An 18,923-nucleotide genomic window follows, 5' to 3' on the forward strand; every position below is an offset into this window, starting at 1 on the left:
ATGTAACGCTAGATTGTTATTGTGGTTGCCTGGCAAGCTCGTTCTAGCAGATGATATACAAGCATAGGGTAGTAGTTGTATGAATTAGGAAGTGACATCACGAAATAATCAGGATAATATAGGTTTATTAGTCACTGTTGTGTTATGTTATCTGACATTATTAGTTGGAGTATAGTAAGGCGGCAAACTTTGAGCGTGGGTTCGGGCGAGGTTTGCCGTTTTTGTGCATAAATAGGGAGGTAGGCGAGATGAACGATAGGCAATGGGATCTCCTCATTAAAGGCGGCAGTGTCGTGCTGCCGGATGGAGTCGAGGTACTCGACATCGGAATTACAGATGGGCGAATAACCGGCCTGTCATCGAATCTACCGGAAGCCGCTGCGAATTTCGTGATTTCAGCAGCAGGCAAGCATATTTTCGCCGGTGTTGTGGATGCCCATGTGCATTTCAATGAGCCGGGGCTTGGCGATTGGGAAGGCTTCGCGACCGGTACTGCGGCACTTGCTGCAGGAGGCTGCACTTCGTTCATTGATATGCCGCTTAATGGATTACCGCCTACCGTAAATCTGTCGGCACTGAAGTTGAAGCTGGATGCGGCAGCCGGGGAGAACGGATCGTGTGCGGATTATGCCGTCTGGGGAGGGCTGGTCCCCGGGAATATCGGCGATTTGGCGGCGCTATCCGAAGCAGGAGTTGTGGGGTTTAAAGCCTTCATGTCCTATCCCGGCGATACGGGAGAAGGGTGCTTCATGAATGTGGACGACGAGACATTAATGGAGGGCATGAAAGTAATCGCCTCGCTAGACGGAATCTTGGCGCTGCATGCGGAGGATGAAGCGATGGTATCGGCGCTTGCTGCTGCCAAGCAAGCAGAAGGCAAAGTAAGCCTGCGAGATTATTTGGACGCCAGACCGCCTGCGGCTGAATGGAAAGCAGTGAAGCATGCGCTGCATTTGGCACAGCGTACGGGGTGCAAGCTGCATTTTGTCCATATCAGTACGCCTGAGGCGATTGATCTCATTCGTGAGGCCAAGCAATCGGGGCTCGATGTTACGGCGGAAACATGCCCGCATTATTTGGCTTTCACCGATGAGGATGTGATTCGAATTGGCGCCGCAGCGAAATGCTCGCCACCAATACGCTCTTCACGCGAGCGCGAGGCACTATGGAAGCAGCTTGCCGCAGGAGAGATCGAGATCATCGCATCCGATCACTCTCCTTGTCCGCCGGCAATGAAGGAAGAGACGGGTGGGAATTATTTTGACGTTTGGGGCGGAATACTCGGCGCGCAGAGTTTGCTTGAAGTCATCGTGAGCGAGGGCGGGTTGAAACGCGGTATCCCCCTTCACGTGTTGTCCAGGGCAATGTCGGCTGCGCCTGCTGAACGCTTCGGCTTCGGGCATAAGAAGGGGAAGATTACGTTCGGATTTGATGCCGACTTGGCTATAGTCGATTTGACTTCTCCCTATGTGCTTACTGAGCAGCAGCTGAAATATCGGCATCCGCACAGCGCATATGTCGGCTATGCGTTTGGCTGCCAAGTAGACATGACTCTGCTGCGCGGGAATATCCTTTATAACAGAAGCGCTGAAGCAGGAGGAGTCCGGACGGTGGGTGGCGGTGGGCAGCGGCTATCGCCTCATGTTGCCGGGACTTGAATATGCAGGGAGGGGGAGTCTGTATTGAAGGCAAGCATAGGGACATCAGAGCTGCTTGCGGAACTCGCTGCGATTGGCGTAGATCCGCGTGGAGGCGTCACTCGGCTGCTGTATGATTCAGCCTGGCGGCAAGCGCAGCAAGCGGCTGCTCGTATGATGGCTGATGCCGGACTCGCTGTCACCATCGATGAAGTCGGCAATGTATATGGGAGGTTGGCCGGATCGGATGCCGAAGCATCACATGTGCTGACCGGTTCGCATATCGACACGGTGCCATGCGGAGGACATTATGACGGTGCGCTTGGTATTGCGGCTGGCATTGCGGCACTCTCGGAGCTGCAGTTCAAGTTCGGACAGCCTCGCCGAACGCTTGAAGTGGTGTCGTTCTGTGAGGAAGAGGGCAGCCGTTTCCCGCTGGCGTATTGGGGATCGGGCAATGTTACCGGCTGCAAGAGCTTCGATGGCGCATTGGAAGCAAAGGATTCCGAGGGCATCTTACTTCGCGAAGCGATGGTAGAAGCAGGATTCGATCCGGATGCACATCGGCGAAGCAGGCGGACGGATATCGGCATGTACATCGAGCTGCACATTGAGCAAGGCGAAGTACTGGAGCGTGCGCAATGTGATATCGGAGTCGTAGATGCCATCTGCGGGCAGCGGCGCTATTTCGTGGATATTGAGGGACGAAGCGGACATGCAGGTACGACACCAATGGCGATCCGCGAGGATGCATTGGCAGCGGGAGCGGAAATGATTGTCTGGCTGCGCAAAGCCTGCGTGGAGCATGGGGATGGTCTCGTGGCCACGGTCGGAAAGCTTGACGTCTCACCGAATATCGCCAACGTCATACCGGGTATAATTCGCTTCTCCGTAGACATTCGGCACCGAGATGAAGTCGTGATTACCGCATTCTGTGAGAGGACCTTTCAAGCGTTCGAAGAGGCAGCGGCTCGGCATCACGTCAAGATATCGAAGTCGTGCTGGCTGAGCGAGCATCCTGCTCCAATGAATGCGGCGATACAAGAACGCATTGCTCGCATCGCTGAACAGAAAGGGTATTCGCATATGATGGTCACCAGCGGAGCCGGCCATGATGCAGGATTATTCGCTCCGCAATGTGAGTGCGCGATGATCTTCGTGCCGAGTCAAGGCGGCATCAGCCATTCACCGCTGGAATATACAGCTCCGGACGCCATCGTGCGCGGTACCGACGTATTAACCGAACTGCTCTATCAACTTGCCTATGTGGAGGAGTCCCATGAAGCGATATAAGGATTTATCTCCCTCGCCACGCATTATACTGACACCGGGTCCCGTCGAGGTTGATCCGCGCGTATCCAGAGCGCTCTCCTATCCGATGCTAGGTCAATTCGATCCGGAGTTTACGGCGCTCATGAATGAGACGATGCAAATGCTGCGCGAGCTCTTCCGAACGTCCAATCGATGGGCTTACCCGATTGACGGTACTTCTCGCGCAGGACTGGAGGCGGTGCTAACCGGACTCATCGAGCCGGGAGACCGGGTGCTCGTTCCGATCTTCGGCCGATTCGGCTATCTGCTCGCCGAGATCTCGGAACGCTGCGGCGCGGAAGTCGTGACCATCGAGACGGAGTGGGGCACTGTGTTTAAGCCCGGCGATGTCATCGATGCCATCGACAGACTCAAGCCGACTCTTGTAGCCATTGTCCATGGCGAAACTTCGACAGGCTGCATGCAGCCGCTTGAAGCGATAGGCCAAGCCTGCCGCGAACGGGATATCTTACTCGTCGTGGATGCAGTCGCGACAATCGGCGGCGTTCCTGTTGAAACGGATGCATGGCAGCTCGACGCCGTGATCGGCGGAACGCAGAAATGCCTATCTGTCCCATCCGGCATGGCACCAATCACGTATAACGATCGGATTGAAGCGAAGCTAATGAAGCGTAAGCGGATTGAGAAGGGAATCCGGCCGGATGGTTACATCGTTGAGGATCCGCAATTATTCATCCGCAGCAATTACTTGGACTTGACGCAGCTGCAGGAATATTGGAGTCCGCAGCGATTGAACCATCATACCGAAGCGACGGCGATGCTGTATGGACTTCGAGAAGGACTGCGTCTTGTGCTGGAAGAAGGACTGGAGCAGCGTTTTGCGCGTCACCGCCTGCATGAACATGCGTTAGTCGCAGGGCTTCAAGCGATGGGACTGACAAGATACGGCGACGACAGCTGCAAGATGCCTGTCGTTACCTGCGTTTGCATTCCCTCAGGCGTAGACGGTGAAGCGGTGCGCAGCCAGCTCCTTGCGGATTTCGGTATCGAGATCGCAAGCTCTTTCGGCCCGCTCAAAGGTCAAATTTGGCGAATCGGCACAATGGGGTACAGCTGCCGCAAATCCAATATCTTACTTGGTTTGGCGGCGCTCGAAGCGGTATTGCCGCTAAATGGAGCAAGCATTATACAAGGTTCTGCAATTTCGGCGGCACTGGCTGTTTATGTGGAAGGGGCGAAGCCGGATGCATAACGTAATGCCGCGATCCTATCGCTATATGGTGACGACACCTCATTATTTGGCAAGCCAGGTGGGAAGCGCGATTCTCCTTCAAGGCGGCAATGCGATAGATGCTGCCGTGGCGGTCAGCGCTGCGCTTGCCGTCATGTATCCGCATATGACAGGGCTTGGCGGTGACAGCTTCTTTATGATTTATTCCGCGCAAGAAGGTAGAATCATCGGCCTGAACGGCAGCGGCAGAGCAGCAGCGGCTGCAAATCCGAACCTGTTCCTGAAGGACGGGCTAAGTCGGCTTCCTGATCGCGGCGTGCAGAGTGCGATAACGGTTCCCGGGATGGTGGATGCATGGTGGGAGGTTTGGTCGAAATACGGCAAGCTGCCTTGGGAAGAGCTGCTGCGACCGGCACTCCGATATGCCGAAGAAGGCATTCCGATTTCGCGCAATCTGCATGTTTGGATGACTCGCGATGAGCAGCTGCTGCGTGCGGATCCTGTTCTGCGCGACTTGTACATCGATCCCGTCATGAATGCGATCAAGCCCGAAGGTGCGAAGCTCAAACAGCCGCAGCTTGCCGAATCACTGCGCATCTTAATGCATGAAGGTCGCGATGCCTTCTATGAAGGCACACTCATGAAAACAATCGTCGATGCGGTGCGGGCGGATGGCGGTTTGCTTGCCGAATCGGATTTCACCTCGCACCATAGTGAGTGGGTGGAGCCGCTCGCCGTGGAATACAGAGGGGTACAGGTTTATCAAATGCCGCCTAATTCACAAGGCTTTTCGCTCCTCATGATGTTGAATATGTTGGAGCTGTTCGATCTAAAGCGAATACCGCGCAGCTCTTCGGCTTTCTATCATTTGGTGACCGAGGTGGTGAAGCGAGCATTTCGCAACAGAGACATGTATCTTACCGATCCGGCATTCCGCACAATTCCGCTGGAGCTGCTGCTTAGTAAGGAAATGGCGGAGCAGCTGGTTAACGAGATTCAGAAGAATCCTGTGCAGGCAAGTGATTTTGACTCCGTGCCCACTGGTCAAGACACCGCTTACGCCTCGGTCGTAGATGAAGAGGGGAATGCCGTGTCCTTCATTCAAAGCCTCTATTACGATTTCGGCTCCGCGTATACGGCCGGGCAGACAGGCATTATTTTGCAAAATCGCGGTTCCTACTTTTCTCTCGATCCTGCTCATCCTAACGTACTGGTTCCGGGAAAACGTCCCTTCCATACGCTTATGCCCGGTATGGCGCTAAAGGATGGAAAACCGATCATGCTGATGGGAACGCAAGGCGGAGAAGGGCAGCCGCAGACCCAGTTGTCGCTTATTACCGGCGTATTGGATTACGGCTGCACCATGCAAGAGGCTATTGAATTACCAAGGTGGGTGTACGGGCGCACCTGGGGCGACGATAGTGATCGGCTCCGTTTGGAGAACCGCGATCTCGGCGATGCCGCTGAGCGATTGAAAGCTTGGGGACATAAGGTGGATTTGGTTGATGGCTGGGACGGCATAATGGGTCAGGCGCAAGGGATCCTCATTGGCAGTGATGGCGTCATCAGTGGAGCGGCGGATCCAAGGGGAGACGGAACTGCAATTGGCGGCTAGCTTACATAATTTGGTTGCAATCTAATATTTATTTAACTTTTCTATGAAATCTCGTAGGGATCTAATTGTTATACATAATCTTCTTAAACATTTAGCGCTTAAACTTGGAGATAGCTGGAAGTCAACCAGAAACTATTCACTTCAAGTAGGGGGCAGCATTAAGCGATGGTTAAGAACGCACTTCAATTATTCACATTCCGTAAGCTAGCAACTAGGTTCTCAGCGGTAACACTCTTCATTATGATTATCATCGTTGCGGCGATGTCGATCGCACTTTTCTTGCCCAACTCTAAATTGTTTCGTGATCAGATTAATCAGGAATTGGCGTTAACGACAGAGAATATAGCCACTTCCTTTGATCATAATCTACAACAAGAGTTAACAAAGCTGGAGTCCTTTGCGAGCTACGCGCAGTTGCTTGGCCCTGATAAAGCGCGTCACTTGGAGATGGTGAAGGATTTCGCGGCACAGCACAAAGAATTTGGGCAAGGTGTTTCTCTCTCCATGGATCTGGATGGCAAGAATGCCGTGTTGAGTACAGGCTTGAGCATAGACCTATCGGGAAGGACGTATATTCCGCAATTAAGACGTGGAGAGTCGGCGATTGCACCTCCTGCAGCCTCCAAGGCAGATCCGTCCACTTTGATTGTTCCATTTGCAGCCCCGCTGATTAAGGATGGCGTCACTTACGGCTTCTATTCCTCTGCTATAGAGATCAATGAAGCTACTCGCGTCATTCGCGAAACGAAAATCGGCGACTCCGGCTATGCGGTCCTCCTGGATATGAACGGGACAATGGTCTATCATCCGGATGCCACTTATATCATGAAGAAAAACATCGCTGATCTAAACATTCCTGAACTTACAGCAGCGTTCGAGTCGGCGAAGAAAGGAAAACCGGCCTCTTACTCCTATGAATTTGACGGCGTCAAAAAAATCGGCTACGCGTACGGATCTGAAACCGGATTCGTGACCATGCTGGCCGTTCCGGAGAGCGAACTAATGGCGCCAATCAATCAAATGATGCGCACTACGCTGGTTACAGCACTCATTGTTGCATTAGTCGCTTTAGTCGCGATCTATACGTTTACAACCAGAATGGTTCAGCCGATCATCTACATTACAGCGATGGTAAAGAAACTGGCGACAGGTGATCTCCGACCTAGAATCGAAATTCGTTCCAAGGATGAATTGGGCGAACTGGCCGTTCATATGAACGGGATGTTAGACGGCTTGTCCAGTATGATTGAGCAGGTATCGACAGCTTCCGTAGGCGTAGCCTCGTCGGCTGAACAAATTACGATCAGTACGGATGAAGTGGCAAAAGGAAGCGTGGATCAGGCAGCACAAGCAGGTGTCATGTCAGAATTGTTCGGCAGTCTCGATAACTCCATCCGGTCTGTGTCGACAAGTGCAAGAGAAGCGAAATCGCTGTCGGGTGAAACGGTGAACATTGCCAAAGAAGGCACGAACCTGATTAATCAAACGATCGGTCAGATGGACGAAGTGAATCGGCATATGTCCCAGCTGGAGGGCGATTCGCGCAAAATCGGCGATATTAGCGGCGTTATTAACGATATTGCGGAGCAAACGAATCTGCTGGCGCTGAATGCGGCCATCGAAGCAGCCCGTGCAGGGGAGCAGGGACGCGGCTTCGCGGTTGTAGCAGATGAAGTGCGCAAATTGGCTGAACGAAGCGGTGATGCCACCAGACAAATCGCAGGAATCATTAAGGTTATGCAGAACAGCGCGGAGAAGAGCGTTCTAGCGGTTGCCGAAAGTGTAGCCCAGTTTGGCAGAACGCGAGATTCCTTCGGGGATATCGTCATGAATGTGCAGATGACCTCAAGCAAAGTGGAAGAAATCTTCAAGGACAGCCAGGTCCAAGCAGCAGCATCAGGTGAAGTTATGCAGTCGATCAGCTCGGTTGCGGCAATCAGCGAACAATCGGCAGCGGCGGCGGAAGAGACGGCTGCTTCTTCGCAGGAACTTTCTTATATGGCCGCGAAGCTCAATGAGTCTGTGGAGAAATTCAAATATTAGAATAGAGAAGAGACGTGCCTGGTTGGGGCACGTCTTTTTCGTGGGTGGGACGATTCCTGCAATCGTTGCTTTTAGACTCCCTACGCGTTTCGATTGCGATAGAGCAAGAAGATGAAGAATGGTGCTCCGATGCCAGCTGTAAAGACGCCGACCGGAATGTCATAAGGCAAGAAGGCAGTTCGAGCCACTGTATCGGCTATGACTACCATGAGTCCGCCAATCAATGCTGCAATCGGCAACACCCCGCCGAAGGCAGGACCTACTAGTTTACGAGTCATATGCGGCGCGATCAAACCGACGAAAGAGATAGCTCCGCCGACCGAAACGGCGGCGCCGGCTAACGCGACGCTGATCATAAGCAGCACGAAACGTTGACGCTGCACGGTGCTGCCTACCCCCTTGGCAATATCATCGCCAAGCTGCAGCACATTGACGTTCCGTGCGAACAGGAAGGAAAGGGGGATAAAGACGCTGACCCATGGCACGATGGTCCATACCATTTTCCAATCGGTGCCGTAAACGGTACCTGTTAGCCAGACATAGGCTTGCGAAGCGGTATAGATGGGATTCATGACGAGCATGACTTTGGTAACCGAGGCAAGCAGGAAATTGATGCCGATCCCGATAAGCACGAGGCGAATTGGCGTCACGCCTTTCTTCCAAGCGAGCGTGTAGATCAGGATAGAGGTAATGCCTGCGCCAACCATAGCCGCAACCGGCAGCCACGCAATGCTGAGCGTACCCGATAGATAACTGATAAACGCGACTGCTGCAACAGAAGCTCCGCTCGTAATGCCGATGATGTCCGGGGAGGCAAGCGGATTCCGGATGATCCCTTGTAAGATGGCACCGGCGACGGCAAGCGAAGCGCCTACCAGGAACGCAGCGATAATGCGAGGCAGCCGAAGGGTATGGATAATGAGTTTATACTCCTCCGTTCCTCCGCCGACCAACGTACGGATCACGTTCATTGGAGAGATGCGCATGTCGCCAAGCGCCGTGCTGACCAGTAAGGAGACAATGCTTGCGAGCAGCAGCAAGGTCGTGAGTTTGACCGTTTTCTTATGTAGGAAAAAGGATACCGGAGCCTTATTGAACCGGATATAGGTGAAGTTTCTCATGACTTAACGATCCCCTTTCTGGCGATCACGATGAACGCAGGAATGCCAATGACGGCGGTCATGACGCCAACCGGAAGCTCTTCGGGTCTTACGACGAATCTCGCGCCGATGTCAGCTGCAAGTACCAGAATCCCGCCAAGCAATGCGCTGTAAGGGATAATCCAGCGATAATCGTTTCCGGCAAATAGGCGCGCAATCGTAGGAATGATGAGTCCGATAAACCCGACGGGGCCGGCTACAGCGACAGAGCTGCCTGCGAGTGCCATGATAATGATTCCTGCGATCAGCTTAATGAATATCGTCCGCTGACCAAGTCCTTGCGCGGTATCTTCACCCATGGTCAGCACGTTCATATGTCGCGCAATCCATAATGCCGCAACCCAGCCTGCCGCCATGAAGGGCAGCACGGCCTGCAGCATATCCAGGGAACGGCCGGCAACAGAGCCGGTTAACCAGAACATTACTTCGTTTAAGCTTTGCTCATCAAGGACAAGCATGCCTTGCGTGAAGGAAGAGAATAGTGCGCTGAGTGCTGCACCGGCAAGAATGATTTTGAGCGGCGTCAGACCGTCGCGTCCGATTGACCCTAAGAAGTAAACAGCCAGAGCAGCGACTGCGGCACCTAAAAAAGAAACGCCGGTAAGCACAGGCAGTGAGCTGATCGATAACATGGTTACGGTAAACACGACGGCAAACGATGCGCCAAAATTAATGCCAAGCACATTCGGATCAGCCAGCGGATTACGGGTTAACCCTTGAATCAACGACCCGGCAACGGCTAGGCTCGCTCCGATAGCGGCTGCCACGAAAGCTCTCGGCGCACGCGATGTTTGTACGATAATTTGTTCGTTCGATGCTTCGTCGTAATGAGTGAAGGAATGATAGACATCCGAAAGCGAAATTGGCGTTGCGCCGAATACCATGCTTGCAATAATAAAGAGGATCATAATAATGAATCCAAGTAGCAGACCTGTAATCTTAGCCGGAATTCCGGCAAACAACCTTTCCATGCTCGTCGCTCCAGTCCCCTGACGCACGAAAGAATGAGCCGGTCGGCCCATTCTCTCAGACGTACTTATTGTAGATACAGTCTCTTATAGATCGAAGTAGAAGTAGAGGTCGTCAAGCATCATTTTCGCAGCAGTTGCACCGCCGGACATGTTCCATGTGATGTCGTTGACTTTATAGTACTTGTTGTTCTTAACCGCCTTCAAATTCTTCCACAGCGGGTTCTTCTGCCATTCTTGTTGGGACTTGAACTCTTCGCCTTCACCGTAGCTTGATGTGATATCGAAGATAACGTCTCCATCCATGAGTGGAATTTGCTCTTGCGAGGTTAGGTTCACAAGCACCTTGCCATCGACCTTCTGAGCTTTAGGGCGCTGCAAGCCAACTTCCTCGAGAATATTGCCGGCAAATCCGGTGACATAGAAACGAGCCGTGTTATCGTCTTGGAAACGAATGATCGATACTTGCGTGTTCGCACGGCTGCCGAGTTTGGATTTAAAGTCAGCAACGCGTTTGTTCCAGTCCGCCATGAATGCTGCGGCTTTGTCTTCTTTGTTCGAAGCCAGTGCAGCCATCTGCATGTTCGCTTTCCAGCCGAAAACTTCTTCAACGAAGATCGTCGGAGCGATAGCAGAGAGCTGATCGTAAATTTTCTCGTGGCGTGTTTTCGATCCGATAATGAGGTCCGGTTTCAGAGCAACGATGGCTTCCATATTCGGCTGCAGCTCGCTGCCGAGGTTTGTAACGCCGGCCATATCCGCGCGGAGGTAGTGGTACCAAGGCGTCTGTACCCAAGATTCAACTGCACCTACCGGTTTCACACCGAGTGTGAGGGATACGTCGACCCCGCCGTTAAACAAAACAGCAATACGTTTGGGCACAGCATTCAATGTTGTTTTGCCCATAGCATGCGTGATGGTGCGTTTGCTGTCCAGGTTGACTGTCTTGGAGCTGCTGTTCCAATTGACCCATAAGCCGAATGCTTCGCCAAGGAAGCGAAGAGGGACAAGTGTACGGCCGTTCTTCTCAACGGCTTTCGCATCGAGTGTGACCGATTTGCCGTTGATTGTCGCTTGATTGCTGCCAATCGTCAATTGTACGGTCGTTGTGCCGCGAGTAACGCTTAGTTTCTTAGAAGCTTGTTCAAAGCCGATCTTGGCATTCAGCTTCTCGGACAATAGACGATAGGGAATCATAGTTGAGCCGCTGATGACTTGCGGTGGTACGTCGAAGGAAAGCTTGCTGCCGTCAAGGACGACACTAATCGGCGTTTCTGCGGCCGCCGCTGTGAATGGTACGGAGACGATTGCAAGAATGAAAGTAAGCGATAAGGCCAACGTACGAAATACGGGTTTAAACATGGGGGAAGTGCACAACCTTTCGATTTATATTGATAATGATTATCATTGTCAAATTGAATAATAGTATAAGTTGGCTTTCGCTGTCAATACAATATTTCCCATGAGGAAGGAGCTATGTTTATTTCACGCCTGCTTTATCTGCAAGCTGACGGAATCCTTGATACAGCTCATAGTCGATTTGCAGAATAGCAGTCTGGTCGATTGTTTCGGCGCCATTCAGCTCGGTCAGCTTGACGACTTTCTCATCCAGAAATTTAACCATATCGGGAACCGCTGCTTTGACATCTGCTTTCATCGCGTCCCAGCTGGCAATAATTTGATCGGAGACTGTCTTGATCTGCTCGGCGTCGTTGTTCTCTGCATGCTGCTTCAGGTCTTTGATCTGAGATCTGATTAGTTCGATGGAGCTCTTGAACGCTTCGGACACTTGCTTATCTGCCGCCTTCTGATCCGCAGCGTTATCCATAATGGAATCCGTAACGGCTTTGTTAGCATCGAGGTTACTCTTCGTAGCTTCCTTTACTTTCTGTTCTGTCTTTGTTGCTTTCTTGGGAGGTGCAGGCTTCTCTTCTGCCGGTTTCACTTCCGACTTGGTAGATTCACTCTTCACTTCTGACGATTTGTTTGCAGCCGTATCTTCTTCTGCTGCGGCAGAGGGATCTGCTGCGACTGCTTCTTCTGTGACGGTGTCCTTGGCAGGCGTTTCAACCTCGGTATTCTCCGGTTCTGATGCATTTGCCTGAGCTTCCTGTGCATCCAGAAGTGCTGCTTCTTGCGATACTGCTTTGCCGTTATCGTTCTGTTCGCCTGTAAGCGAGCGTTCTGCGCCAGGAGTATTATTGCAGCCTGCGGTCATTAATGCGGCCGCCGCAATGGCGATTACGAAATAACGTTTCATCCTGATACCTCCTTAGGAGTGAGAATATGGAATTGCGGAACAATACTAAGTTATTCTAGTTCAGATGAGAATCATTTTCAATACTTTTGTGATAATGATTTTCGTTTTCATTGACAACAATGTTCGAATCCTCATACAATCGATGGTAAAAGAAGGAGTTGAGCGCCGCGTGAATGCCCTGCAAACCGACCGGCTATCGGTAGCATACGGTAGCCAATTTATATTTAAGGATTTAAATGTCGCTATCGAGAAAGGTAAAGTCACAGCGCTAATCGGCAGCAACGGCTGCGGGAAGTCAACGCTGCTCCGCACGATGGCGCGTTTACTAAAGCCTGAACAGGGCAATGTGCTGCTTGAAGGGGTTAATATCGCTTCGCTGCCTACGAAGGAAGTTGCCAAGAGGATGGCGCTTCTTCCACAGGGACCGACGGCACCGGAAGGGTTGACCGTGCTGCAGCTCGTCAAGCAAGGGCGTTATCCTTATCAGAGCTGGCTCCAGCAATGGTCGAAGGAGGATGAACGTCATGTCACGTTAGCGTTGCAGACGACGGGGTTGACGGATTTAGCTGAGCGGACAGTCGACTCCTTGTCGGGGGGACAGCGGCAGCGTGCATGGATTGCGATGATTCTGGCACAGGGTACGGATATCATTCTGCTAGATGAACCGACCACCTATTTGGATTTAACGCATCAAATCGAAGTGCTTGATTTACTGTTTGAGCTGAATGCGAAGGAGAACCGTACGATCGTGATGGTGCTGCATGATATTAATCTGGCTTGCCGGTACGCGCATCATATTGTGGCCATCCAGAACCATCGTGTTTATGCAGAGGGACCTCCCGAGGAGGTTGTCACCTCCGGCATGATTGATGCGGTTTTCAACATGAAAGCAGACATTATTCCCGATCCGTTATTTGGCACACCGATGTGTATTCCGCATGGAAAAGGCAGATCGTTATCGTTATCGTTCGCATAAATAAAAGCGGGTTGCGTTGAGCAAGCCGCTTTTATTTATGACTATAGGGAAGCTAGTAGGGCGGTTAGTTAGGCATGAGATTCCAGAAATTTCTTGATGCGCAGTTCGTCGGTGATAAGCGGGCAAGTATAGCAGTATGGATCGTCATCCCCGGGAAGTCTGTAATTCATGCAGCAGGCTCTGCGCACCAATATGCTGCGGCCCTCATGCAGCGGATCTTCAACGGCCCTAAAGGTGCAGGACATGGGATTGACGGCGCGACCGGGCAGCCAAGCCGGCTCCAGCTTTCTTGTCGCATATTCGAACCATTGCTCGATGTGTGAAGTAAACGCCTCAGAAGGCGATTCGCGCAGCCAAGTCTGCTTCCAATGGGCGAGCAAATAGGCAATCGTATGCCACATTCCGGCGACGGGAACACCGGTATGACTGACGACAGCAGCAATCACTTGCGAGGCATGGTCTTGGAAGAGATGACGCAGATAGGCTTCGTCTTGTTCGGCTTCGCTCTGCAGCAGCGTGATAGCTGTAACAGGCGCATCGCTGAGCAAATAGAATTTGACGTTAGCGCCACTCTGTACGAAACGAACATTCTGGAAGGAGAGATCAAGCGGAAAACGCTGATGCAGCCACGTATAGACCGCTCCGGCGAATAAAGCACAATATCGTTTCCAAAACAACATGCCGACTGTCTTGCTGTCGGGAGCGTTAATTTGCGAGCCGAATCGATCAACCAGCTCTTTAATCCGTGCAGCAGGGTCATCACCTTCGAATGAATATACGTTCGTTTCGACGGATGGCGCGCCGAAATTAAACTTATGTCGGTTTAAGATAACGGTTGGATCCAATGGAAGCATGGGCAATTCTCCTGACCTTTGGTTTTAAAACTACGATCATGATAATTGTTCTCAATTACATTTGTCAATGAATTCCTCCTGACCTATACGCCCCAGATGCACGGATATGGTAGACTATTGAAAAATAGATTCTTCAGGAAGTGGTGTAAGCGTAGATGGCGATTCAAATTGCTTTGTTGCGCGGTATCAACGTCGGCGGGAAGAACAAGATTAAGATGGCAGAGCTGCGAGAAGCGCTGGAAACACTGGGTTTATCGCGAGTTCAAACGTATATTCAGAGCGGCAATATTTTGTTTGAGTCGGATGAGGATGAACCGACATTGCGTGGGCAAATCGAGGCACTGATTGCGAACAGGTTTGGTTTGTCCATTCGCGTCATTATTCGCACAGCAGATGAGCTAGCGGCAATGGCTGCCAATCGGCCATTCTCGGATGCAGAAGTTGCGGCAGCCGAAGCTTCTTTTGAAGGAGAATGCCTCTATATTGCGATGATGCTCGATGCGCCGCAGTCCGATAAAATAGAGAAGCTGGAGAGCTATGATTTTAAAGAAGATCGCTATGTTATTGCGGGCCGGGATGTCTATCTATTATTTCGCCAAAGTGTGCGGGATTCCAAGCTTTCCGTCCAAGTGGACAAGCTGAATGCACCGGTAACCGTTCGGAATTGGAATACATTGACGAAGCTTATCGCGATGTCGCAGGAAATGGGTAATGCCAACTAAGGGAGGCCGATCATGTTTAATCTATCCGAGTATGCGTATCCATCCAGAAGAACGGCAGTCGTTGCGAGGAAAGGAATGGTCGCTACCTCGCAGCCGCTCGCATCTCAAGCGGGACTTCGTGTGCTGCAGCAAGGCGGCAATGCCATTGATGCGGCGATTGCAGCGGCAGCATGTCTTACCGTGGTGGAGCCGACAGGCAATGGCATTGGTAGCGATTCGTTCGCAATCGTATGGTACAAAGGACAAATGTATGGATTGAATGCGAGCGGTGGAGCGCCTGAGCTATTGACGCCGGAAGCGGTTCGCCAGCGCGGTTTTGAAACGGATATGCCATCAAGCGGATGGCTTCCGGTGACCGTTCCCGGTGCTCCGGGAGCGTGGGCAGGTTTATCTGCTCGATTCGGCGCTTTGCCATTCGCGAAGCTGCTGGAATCCGCGATTGATTACGCCGATGGCGGCTATCCGGTTTCGCCGGAGCTCGCTTTGAAATGGCAGCGTGCTTATGAGGTGTATTCGCAGAGAAGCGGGAATGATCCGGCATTCGAAGAGTGGTTTCGCGTCTTCGCTCCGGACGGACGAGCACCGAAGGCAGGCGAAATGTGGCGGTCACCGGATCATGCTCGGACACTTCGGCTGATTGCAGAATCTAGCAGCGAATCGTTCTATCGAGGCGAGTTGGCAGAGTTGATTGATCGGTATGCGAGAGAAAGCGGGGGGCTGCTTCGCAGCACGGATCTTGCCTCATTTCAGCCGGAATGGGTGGACCCGATTTCTGTGCCATATCGAGGCTATGATGTATGGGAGCTGCCGCCAAACGGGCAAGGACTAGTGGCCTTAATGGCCTTGAATATGTTGAATGGACGGGATCTCGCCGGTCAGGAGAGCGCGAGCAGGTTTCATGTCCAGATTGAAGCACTGAAGCTCGCTTTTGCCGATGGGAAGCATTATATTACGGATCCAAACCGAATGAAAGCCAGTGTCGAGCAGCTGCTGTCGCCTTCCTATGCTGCGCTTCGCAGCGGTTTGATCGGTGAACAGGCATTGATGCCTGAACCTGGACAATTGCCTAAAGGCGGAACGGTTTATTTGGCTACTGCCGACGGAGAAGGGAACATGGTTTCTTTTATCCAAAGCAATTATATGGGGTTCGGCTCGGGAATCGTGGTACCGGGAACCGGGATCAGCCTGCAGAACAGAGGTGCATCCTTCTCCCTTGATCCTGCACATGCGAATGTACTGGAGCCGGGCAAACGGCCTTATCATACGATTATTCCGGGTTTTCTTACGAAGAACGGTGAGCCGATCGGACCATTCGGCGTGATGGGTGCTTTCATGCAGCCGCAGGGTCATCTGCAGGTGATCTCTCATTTATTGGATCATCATCAGAATCCGCAAGCTGCGCTCGATGCGCCTAGGTGGCAATGGATGGAAGGCAAACATGTAGCCGTTGAAGGTGAGTTTAGTGCGGAGGTCGTAGAGGAGCTTAAGCGTAAAGGTCATGACATTCAAGTGCTGCGAGATCGTAAAGCGTTTGGCTGCGGACAGATTATTTGGCGGGATGCGAATGGTGTCTTGATCGGTGGAACGGAACCGAGAACAGACGGCTGTATTGCTTCGTGGTAGCGTTTGACGCGGTGGTTGGAATTTGATAAAGGAATGGAGAGCGTAAACAAGGTGGAAGCAGAACAAACTGCTGGTGCGGATATCAGTGAAATCATCACCAAGCTTGCGGTTAAACACATCATTCATCCGGATTCGAAGCTTATGCATCAGATGAATGGCACGACAGAAGGGCGCGTTTATATCTTAATGGTGGACGAGGCGCCGCGTTATGTACTGAAGCTGGAAGAAGCGGAGTATTTGACTGTTGTGGCGCAATTTCTTAATGATTACGCGGGTAGTCCGCTATTGCCGAGTGTGCATTATTCGGCGCCGGATCACTCCTTCATCGTGTATGCGTTCATTCCCGGAACTACAGGTGATGAGCGTGGTTTGAAGAAAGAATGGCTGCCTCAGTTGACGGTAGACTTGTTGAATCATTACTTGAAAGTGGAGCAGTCGGACTCGTCTCTCGTGCGGGATGATCACACGCTTGATGGTTTAGATTTTGCAAAAAACGAGATTGGAAGTCTGCTGCCGGCTGCCGACTATGAGCTGGTGCTTGCGATTGCGAGGAAGCTGCTCGTGCGTAGGGAAGGACGCCCTCTTTATTGGCTTCACGGCGATTGCGGCGTACATAACTTCGTGTTCCGTGACGAGCAGCTGGTGGGGATTATCGATCCGACCCCGATGGCCGGACCGCTGCTGTATGATTTCATCTTCGCATTCGTTTCGTCGCCGGATGACCTGACGATGGATACGCTGCTTCCGGCATTTGAGCTTCTTGCCCATGAGCAGATGGATCGTGAGGAGCTAGTTTGGGAGGTAGTGGCGGGGCTTTATTATCGCATCGGCGTCTGCTTGCTTCACCATCCACACGATCTGCCGGCGTATATGGAAGCATGGAATTACTGGAAAGCACTTGTACGGGAATAGGATTGTCAATAAGGGGGGGAATCGGATGTCGCAGGTCCGGTCGCAAACTACAGCAACATCAATCGCTCCATGGATTTCAGTTCGCAGCGCAGTTGAAGCTTTAAAATTCTATACAGCTGCTTTCGGGGCAGTTGAGCTCTATAGACTGGAAGAAGAAGCGGGAAAGCCGGTTCTCGCGGAACTGTCGGTTCAAGGTGCAGGTTTCTGGATTCAAGAGGACCCGGAGTCAAGTCCGAAACCGGATGTGCCAGGTTCTGTTCGGATGATTCTGACTGTAGCCGACCCGGATTCACTGTTCGAGCAAGCCGTCACGGCCGGTGCGGAGGTAGTCGTGCCTGTCACTGAAGGCCACGGCTGGCGAATCGGACGGCTGATTGATCCGTTTGGCCACCACTGGGAGATTGGGAAGCGGCTATAGTGTAGCAGACATGTTCAATAGCTCGGTTTATCTGGAACGCTTGGGTGATGTGACCCGGGCGTTTTTTGTTGCTCGTCTGTCGAAACCAGAATAGCTATTTTTTTCAGGGTAAGAGATTAAGATTTTCACAATACATATTTAGGGAATTCATCTACGATTAGACATAGTGTGCATGTCTCCACATGCAGCTCACATTTAGAGAGGAGGATGTCCATGTAATGTCATGCAACCGAAATGGTAACCGCTTTCAAGTATTGAAGCTGTAGTACCATAAGGGAGGAATAATAATGTCTGTGTCCACTCAAACCGTAGTTAGACCGGTGTTATCCGTGATGATGTGCATCTCCTTACTTCTAGGCCTTATAGTTATCGGAAGTCCGAATAAAGCTTATGCGGCTGCATCGAATGTTGCCAGCTTAGGAACTGTAATCGCCAGTGTTACGAATCCCTCCGGTGGAGGTAATCATGACATCAATGTAATCCGTGATGGCGTTAAGCCGGCTGTAGGAAGCGGCGATGCATCCAAGCAATATGATACGTTCAGCTGCTGTGGCACGAGCGACCAGTATTACGGCTACACCTTCAGCTCGAACCAGACCTTCACGCAGGTGGTGTTTCAAGAAGGGCTGCACAATTCAAACGGTGGCTGGTATGCGAACGGCACATTGAAAATTCAAGTCAGGCAAAGCGGAAGCTGGGTCGATGCCGTGTCGACGATCAGCCCTTCATATCCGAATTCCAACTCCCAGTCTGCTTTCGGTCAATCTTATGAGACGTACACGTTTACGTTGAATAATGTCGTAGCCGACGGTATTCGGATTTATGGCACGACCGGCGGACTAGCCCACTACATAAGCATCGGAGAACTTGAGGTCTGGGCAGACAGCGGTGCTCCGGCAACGGCAGCAACGCCAACCTTCGCTCCAGCAGGCGGCTCCTACACATCCGCACAGTCAGTAACGCTAACCACGACAACATCAGGCGCATCCATACGCTATACGACAGACGGCAGTACGCCGACAGCAAGCTCGACGCTGTACAGCGCAGCCATTAACGTAGCCTCAACGCAGACGATCAAAGCAATTGCGATCAAGTCGGGCATGACGAACTCGGCTGTAGCGAGTGCAACCTACACGATTACACCTCCGGCAACTGTGGCAACACCAACTTTCTCCCCGGCCGGCGGCTCTTACACCTCCACGCAGTCAGTGACGATTACGACGTCAACATCA

General features: G+C 51.9%; 16 protein-coding genes. 11 read left to right on the forward strand and 5 right to left on the reverse strand.

The window, feature by feature from the left end; translation table 11 throughout:
* Positions 1-248 precede the first annotated feature (248 nt).
* The 5 genes from allB (at position 249) to AC0YNS_RS15365 (ending at position 7,798) form a co-directional block, all read left to right on the forward strand.
* Positions 249-1,658 (forward strand): allantoinase AllB, encoded by a 1,410-nt coding sequence (gene allB / locus AC0YNS_RS15345; RefSeq protein ID WP_475781843.1) that lies wholly within the window; start codon positions 249-251, stop codon positions 1,656-1,658.
* Between the two features lie 24 nt (positions 1,659-1,682).
* On the forward strand, positions 1,683-2,930 hold the full coding sequence (locus AC0YNS_RS15350; protein WP_475781844.1) for an allantoate amidohydrolase: 1,248 nt from the start codon (positions 1,683-1,685) through the stop codon (positions 2,928-2,930).
* Positions 2,917-4,161, forward strand: coding sequence for a pyridoxal-phosphate-dependent aminotransferase family protein (locus AC0YNS_RS15355; protein ID WP_475781845.1), 1,245 nt, complete (start codon positions 2,917-2,919; stop codon positions 4,159-4,161). The genes AC0YNS_RS15350 and AC0YNS_RS15355 overlap by 14 nt, the downstream gene beginning before the upstream one ends.
* Positions 4,154-5,755 carry a gamma-glutamyltransferase gene (ggt, locus tag AC0YNS_RS15360; protein ID WP_475781846.1) on the forward strand — a complete coding sequence of 534 codons (1,602 nt, stop codon included), beginning with the start codon at positions 4,154-4,156 and terminating at the stop codon, positions 5,753-5,755. Before AC0YNS_RS15355 ends, ggt begins: the two co-directional genes overlap by 8 nt.
* A 165-nt stretch (positions 5,756-5,920) precedes the next feature.
* Positions 5,921-7,798 (forward strand): methyl-accepting chemotaxis protein, encoded by a 1,878-nt coding sequence (locus tag AC0YNS_RS15365; RefSeq protein WP_475781847.1) that lies wholly within the window; start codon positions 5,921-5,923, stop codon positions 7,796-7,798.
* Positions 7,799-7,878: 80 nt separating this feature from the next.
* Here AC0YNS_RS15365 and AC0YNS_RS15370 read toward each other — a convergent pair whose 3' ends face one another.
* From AC0YNS_RS15370 to AC0YNS_RS15385, 4 genes are all read right to left on the reverse strand, one after another.
* Positions 7,879-8,919 carry a FecCD family ABC transporter permease gene (locus tag AC0YNS_RS15370; protein ID WP_475781848.1) on the reverse strand — a complete coding sequence of 347 codons (1,041 nt, stop codon included), beginning with the start codon at positions 8,917-8,919 and terminating at the stop codon, positions 7,879-7,881.
* Positions 8,916-9,929, reverse strand: a complete 1,014-nt coding sequence (locus tag AC0YNS_RS15375) for a FecCD family ABC transporter permease (protein WP_475781849.1) — start codon at positions 9,927-9,929, stop codon at positions 8,916-8,918. Before AC0YNS_RS15375 ends, AC0YNS_RS15370 begins: the two co-directional genes overlap by 4 nt.
* A gap of 84 nt (positions 9,930-10,013) precedes the next feature.
* Complete coding sequence (locus AC0YNS_RS15380; RefSeq protein WP_475781850.1) at positions 10,014-11,288, reverse strand: stalk domain-containing protein; 1,275 nt, start codon at positions 11,286-11,288, stop codon at positions 10,014-10,016.
* 118 nt (positions 11,289-11,406) lie between these two features.
* Entirely contained in the window at positions 11,407-12,186 is a 780-nt protein-coding gene (locus tag AC0YNS_RS15385; RefSeq protein WP_475781851.1) for a hypothetical protein, read from the reverse strand.
* A gap of 169 nt (positions 12,187-12,355) precedes the next feature.
* Between AC0YNS_RS15385 and AC0YNS_RS15390 the strand changes: the two genes are divergently transcribed.
* Positions 12,356-13,162, forward strand: coding sequence for an ABC transporter ATP-binding protein (locus AC0YNS_RS15390; protein WP_475781852.1), 807 nt, complete (start codon positions 12,356-12,358; stop codon positions 13,160-13,162).
* A 68-nt stretch (positions 13,163-13,230) separates the two neighbouring features.
* Here AC0YNS_RS15390 and AC0YNS_RS15395 read toward each other — a convergent pair whose 3' ends face one another.
* On the reverse strand, positions 13,231-14,016 hold the full coding sequence (locus AC0YNS_RS15395) for an IucA/IucC family C-terminal-domain containing protein (RefSeq protein ID WP_475781853.1): 786 nt from the start codon (positions 14,014-14,016) through the stop codon (positions 13,231-13,233).
* Between the two features lie 155 nt (positions 14,017-14,171).
* On the opposite strand from AC0YNS_RS15395, the gene AC0YNS_RS15400 reads away from it, so the two are divergent.
* The 5 genes from AC0YNS_RS15400 to AC0YNS_RS15420 form a co-directional block, all read left to right on the forward strand.
* Complete coding sequence (locus tag AC0YNS_RS15400) at positions 14,172-14,738, forward strand: DUF1697 domain-containing protein (RefSeq protein ID WP_475781854.1); 567 nt, start codon at positions 14,172-14,174, stop codon at positions 14,736-14,738.
* Between the two features lie 12 nt (positions 14,739-14,750).
* Positions 14,751-16,361, forward strand: coding sequence for a gamma-glutamyltransferase family protein (locus AC0YNS_RS15405; protein WP_475781855.1), 1,611 nt, complete (start codon positions 14,751-14,753; stop codon positions 16,359-16,361).
* Positions 16,362-16,412: 51 nt separating this feature from the next.
* Positions 16,413-17,273 (forward strand): phosphotransferase, encoded by an 861-nt coding sequence (locus tag AC0YNS_RS15410; protein WP_475781856.1) that lies wholly within the window; start codon positions 16,413-16,415, stop codon positions 17,271-17,273.
* A 25-nt stretch (positions 17,274-17,298) separates the two neighbouring features.
* Positions 17,299-17,691 (forward strand): VOC family protein, encoded by a 393-nt coding sequence (locus AC0YNS_RS15415; protein ID WP_475781857.1) that lies wholly within the window; start codon positions 17,299-17,301, stop codon positions 17,689-17,691.
* A gap of 287 nt (positions 17,692-17,978) precedes the next feature.
* Positions 17,979-18,923 (forward strand): chitobiase/beta-hexosaminidase C-terminal domain-containing protein (locus AC0YNS_RS15420; protein ID WP_475781858.1); only part of this gene is annotated, 945 nt, incomplete at its 3' end.

It is taken from the genome of Paenibacillus sp. J22FR21 (assembly GCF_056269135.1).